The following is a 4,754-nucleotide window of genomic DNA, read 5'->3' as shown; positions in this document are numbered from 1 at the left end:
ACACGGGGCCCACAAAGGGCCCCGTGCTCACCCCCACCCACTCGGGCAAGTGACCAGATATACAGCAAATTCGGACGCAACCAGCACGAATTGAGCTTTACCGAACCTTTCATTACAACGGAGTACATAGTGACGCTTGAAGCAGACGTTCTGGCCACCTACCCGGCCGAGGTCCCGATCTCCGCCCAGACCGTGGCTAACGCCCTTGTCTCTTCCAACACGGAGATTCCCCGTGTCCTGGTGGTGCTCGACGACGACCCCACCGGAACGCAGTCCGTTGCGGACCTGCCCGTCCTCACCCGCTGGGACGTTGAAGACTTCATCTGGGCCTTCAGCCAGTCCAAGCCCGCCGTCTACGTCCTCACTAATACCCGCAGCCTGGACCCCGCCGAAGCCGCCGCCCGCAATGAAGAAGTGGTCCGCAATGCACTCGCAGCTGCGGGGTCGCCTGAGGCACTGCGCTTGGGCTTTGTGAGCCGCAGCGACTCCACCCTCCGCGGCCACTACCCGCTCGAACCCGACGTCATCGCGGCCACCGTGGCCGAGGTCAGCGGCGAAGCAACCGACGGCGTGGTCCTGGTCCCGGCGTTTCCCGACGCCGGACGCGTGACCATCGGCGGCGTCCACTACATGCGCGGCACCGGAGAGGACGCCGGCAAGCTCACGCCCGTGGCCGAGACCGAATTCGCCAAGGACGCCACCTTCGGCTTCGCCAACTCGGACATGGCCAAGTACGTGGAGGAGAAGTCGCAGGGACGCTTCGCCGCAGAATCCGTGATCGTGCTGGACCTGAACACCATCCGCGCCTCAACGGACCCGCAGGTCACCGCCAACGCCATCGCCGACGCCATTGCGCCCGCCACAAACTCCACCCCGATCGTGGCCGACATCGTCACCGAAAACGACCTCCGCGCCCTGTCCCTGGGCCTGGAAGAAGCCGAACGGCGCGGCAAGAAACTGCTTTACCGTGTTGGCCCGCCGTTCGGCCGTGCCCGGATCGGCCAGGAAATCCGCAAAGAACTCAGCGGAGCCGAAGCCTACGCCGGCAACACCCCGTCCACCGCGGGCGGCCTGATCGTGGTGGGCTCCCACGTGGGCGTCACCACCCGCCAGCTCAAGGCCCTCACCGAACAGCACAGCGCGGCCCGCATTGTGGAAATCGACGTCGAGAAGCTGCTGGGCGAGTCCGCCGACTCCTACCTGGACCAGACCGTGGACACCGTCGTGGAGGCCTTGCGCGGCGGTGACGTGATCGTCCACACCAGCCGCCTGCTGATCAAGACCGACAGTCCCGCCGAAAGCCTGCGGATCGCACGCACTGTGTCTGCCGCCGTCGTCGCTGTGGTGAACCGGACGCTCAAGACCTTCCCGCCGCGCTTTGTCATTGCCAAGGGCGGCATTACGTCCTCCGACGTCGCCGCGCACGGCCTGGAAATCCGGCACGCCATTGTCCGCGGTCCCATGCTGCCGGGCATCGTCTCGCTCTGGGAGCCGGTGGACGGTCCCGCCAAGGGCATCCCGTACATCGTGTTCGCCGGAAACGTGGGCGATGACCAGTCGCTCGCCGACGTCACCCGCAAGCTCAGCAACACCTTCTAACCCGGAAATTTAGGACGAACATGAGCCGAGCCAGAATCGTCCTGACCTTCTTCACTGGATCCTAATGAAAGGCCTAGGCGCCTGATGCGTACCCGACTGAACCACCTGGTCACCTCCGCCCTGCAGCACGGCTCGGCCGTTCCCGCGTTCACCTGCTACGACTTCACCACCGCCCTGGCTGTTGTAGGCGCTGCAGAGGAAGCCGGCCGCGGGGTCATCCTGCTCGTGGCCCCCAAAACGGCCGCAACCCCCAACGGCCTGCGGCTAATCGCAGCCCTGCGGGGCCTGGCGGACGCCGCCGCCGTTCCCGTGGCGGTCCAGCTGGACCATGCTTCAGACCTGAAAGTGATGGCCGAAGCCGCCGCGGCGGGGGCGGATTCCGTTCTTGCGGACGGTTCCTCCCTTCCCTACGAAGACAACATCGCGCTGGTCCGGGCGGCCCGTGCATTGCTGGGTGCCGACGTCGTGCTTGAAGCCGAGCTTGGGGGCCTCGCCGGAGACGAGGACCGCGCTTTCGGGGCTGACCAGTCCGGCGTTGCCGTGGCCTGCCTGACCGACTCCGCCCAGGTGGAGGACTTCGTCTCCCGCACAGGGGCGGAACTGCTGGCAGTTGCGGTGGGCAACGTCCACGGCAAGTACAAGGGTAAGCCCCAAATACGCTGGGACGTGCTGCAGGACATCGCGGTCCGAACTCATATTCCCCTGGTGCTGCACGGCGCATCCGGCATTCCCGCCGTGGAACTGGAGAGGGCCGCGGCCATGAATGTTGGCAAGGTCAACTTCAATACCGAGCTCCGCACCGGCATCTTGGCCACCCTGCAGGAGCAACTGCCACGGCACAGGGCCAACGGCGAGGACATCCAGAGCCTGATTGGGCATTGGACCAGCTCAGCCAGGAACTTCGCGGCCAGCGCGCTGGAAACCCTCACCCGTTAGGCTCACTCCCCTATGTCACCGGGTGACTGCGCCACAATCGATCGTCAAACTGCCGAACAGTAGCGAAGGAGCTGTGCGATCATCAGGCGTGCCGTGGGTTGTCTGCAGGACCTAAGCCGGGTCGCGCTCGGTAGTAGGCCAACGCACCGACGCGGCCGCGAGCACAGCGCAGGACATCCCGGGCGCTCCGCTGGGCCCAACGGGAGCCGCCAGCAGCCCCACTGCGGCGGGCAGGCCTACCTGGCCTGCCCGATTGCCGAGTAGGCGCAGGGCAAGTGCCGCTCCTCTGGAAGCGGGCGGAACGGCCTGGCTACGAGCGCCATCGTGATTGGCTGTCCCAAGCCCAAGAAGAACCCGCTGATGGCCAACAGGGCTCCTGCAACCCACGAAAGGTCGAGTAACCAAGGCACCAATGCCAGCGTGGTTCCCGCTCCCGCGAGACTGACTACAACGAGGGCAGCCTGGCTCCAGCGGGTGAGAAGGACGGGCAGCAACAGGCGGGAAGCGATGGACGCAGCCGCCCGCGTTGCCAGGAGGATGCCAATAATTAGAGGGGCACGCCTCGGTCTTCTCCCAAAAGAGGGAGGAAGGCTACCAGGATGTCCGTGGTGGCCAGCAGGGCAAGACTCGCCACCACGTTTGTCCGCACTGTCGGGTACAGAAGGAGAGCAGACAATCGATCTGGGCGGGACGGCGGCCCCGCTTCTATTCTGTCACTGGGCGCTTGCTTCGCCGCAGTCCCGACGGCGAACGGAACGGCGAGCACAGATTTAATGCCGGCAATGAGGAGTGCGGTATAAGCGTCTGAAAGCCGCATCCCAGCAGGGACTGCTTCCGAGGATCCCGTGGCAAAGCCTGCTAGGAGAGGCCCCACCATCTGGCCGACAGCGACAGAAGCAGTGAACCACCCGAAGGCCGCATCCAGAAGGTTTGCGGGTACGAATCTCGCGATGGCCGATTGTCCCGCAACGAGTTGCGCCTATCCGATATCCTGCCGAGCCATAGGGCAGCCGCCACCGGTACCAGTGCAAACGATGCCGACGTTAGACCGACAGTCATGGAGTCGCCGCCCATCGCCAGGACTTTGTAGGAAATCAAGGGCCTTACAAGATTTAGGGCGATTTGGGACATGACAGTGGAGGCGATCAGCATCCATAGCCAACGGCGTGGCCCGTTCTTGTTCAAAGATCCTCCGCGTTTTGCGTTGCAGACCGACACGCTCGGTACGGCTGTTTCAGGCGGCCGCCGCTGTGCACTTCAGAGGTGGGGAAAGCCGTCAGCATGAGAGCACGAAAACGGGCTCATATAAGGGGGCGTCAGTACCCCACCCCTCGGTGGCGCTGCTCGGCCAACCATATGTTCTCGGTTTAGGTACGGTGTTACGCGGGGAGCTCCGCGACGCGCTGAGCGAGGTAGTCCACGCCGATACGGGGGCTCGACAGCACTGTCATCCCGGTCGTCTCTTGGAGAACCCCCGCAAGACGATTCATGGATGCCTGCGCAAGAACGATCATGTCAACGTTTTTGGCGAGATCCGTCGCCTGCTCAATGATCATCGCATCGTGCTTTTCGCGGTCCCCCGACATGAGGACTGAAAACGCTCCCTCGCACAACCGCTGCTCGAGTGTGATGCTGCGCCCGATTTCATCTGCTTTTGCCTGGATCAGATTAGACGTCGGACCAAGCGTGGTGGGTACGGTGGCCAGGACGCCAATGCGGTTGCCTTCACGAGCGGCTCGCATCGCCATCGCCTCGTCGATTTTGACCACCGGTGTGTGAACATTCCGGGCTGCGACGTCCAGAGCGGGCCCCAACGAAGAGCAGGCGGAGAAGATGATGTCAGCACCTGCTGCTTCTGCTGCCTGGGCAAGATGCGTCATTCGTGCCTCGCTATTCGAGGAGATACCTTGCTCGCGCACAACTGTGGCCAAAACGTCAGAGTCTACAAAGTGCATGACTTCAGCATCGGGAATGAGCTCAGCAATGAGGTCATTGATCACAGGCTCGACGGAAACGAAAACAAAGCTTGTGTGCAGAATCGCGATCTTCTTGGGCACGCTGGTTACTTCCTTTGGTGTGGGTGCCTGACGCGACTGAAGATGCATCAGGGCAGATCTGGTATGCATGGGTGGCTCCAACTAGTTGGAGATGCGGGCTTTGGTCCGTGTGCTTGCCCGAGTGGGTGGGGGTGAGCACGGGGCCCTTTGTGGGCCCCGTGC

General features: G+C 63.5%; 3 protein-coding genes. 2 read left to right on the top strand and 1 reads right to left on the bottom strand.

The genetic code is table 11. From position 1 onward, the window contains the following. The first annotated feature begins 129 nt into the window (after positions 1–129). Together J2X42_RS23250 and J2X42_RS23245 are read left to right on the top strand one after the other, a co-directional pair. Positions 130–1,599, top strand: coding sequence for a four-carbon acid sugar kinase family protein (locus tag J2X42_RS23250; RefSeq protein WP_310168495.1), 1,470 nt, complete (start codon positions 130–132; stop codon positions 1,597–1,599). Between the two features lie 84 nt (positions 1,600–1,683). Beyond that, positions 1,684–2,535 carry a class II fructose-bisphosphate aldolase gene (locus J2X42_RS23245; protein ID WP_310168493.1) on the top strand — a complete coding sequence of 284 codons (852 nt, stop codon included), beginning with the start codon at positions 1,684–1,686 and terminating at the stop codon, positions 2,533–2,535. 1,379 nt (positions 2,536–3,914) lie between these two features. Here the strand turns inward: J2X42_RS23245 and J2X42_RS23240 are convergent. Continuing rightward, entirely contained in the window at positions 3,915–4,661 is a 747-nt protein-coding gene (locus J2X42_RS23240) for an aspartate/glutamate racemase family protein (RefSeq protein ID WP_310168491.1), read from the bottom strand. Positions 4,662–4,754: the final 93 nt, after the last annotated feature.

It is taken from the genome of Arthrobacter sp. BE255, assembly GCF_031457335.1.
In the GTDB taxonomy this organism is placed as follows: Bacteria; Actinomycetota; Actinomycetes; order Actinomycetales; family Micrococcaceae; genus Arthrobacter.
This window is presented reverse-complemented; position numbering and strand designations above follow the sequence as displayed.

Excerpts from the sequence above, each read along its gene's own strand:
- J2X42_RS23245 (WP_310168493.1), top strand. The coding sequence starts at position 1,684 with ATGCGTACCCGACTGAACCACCTGGTCACCTCCGCCCTGCAGCACGGC.
- J2X42_RS23240 (WP_310168491.1), bottom strand. The coding sequence starts at position 4,661 with ATGCATACCAGATCTGCCCTGATGCATCTTCAGTCGCGTCAGGCACCC.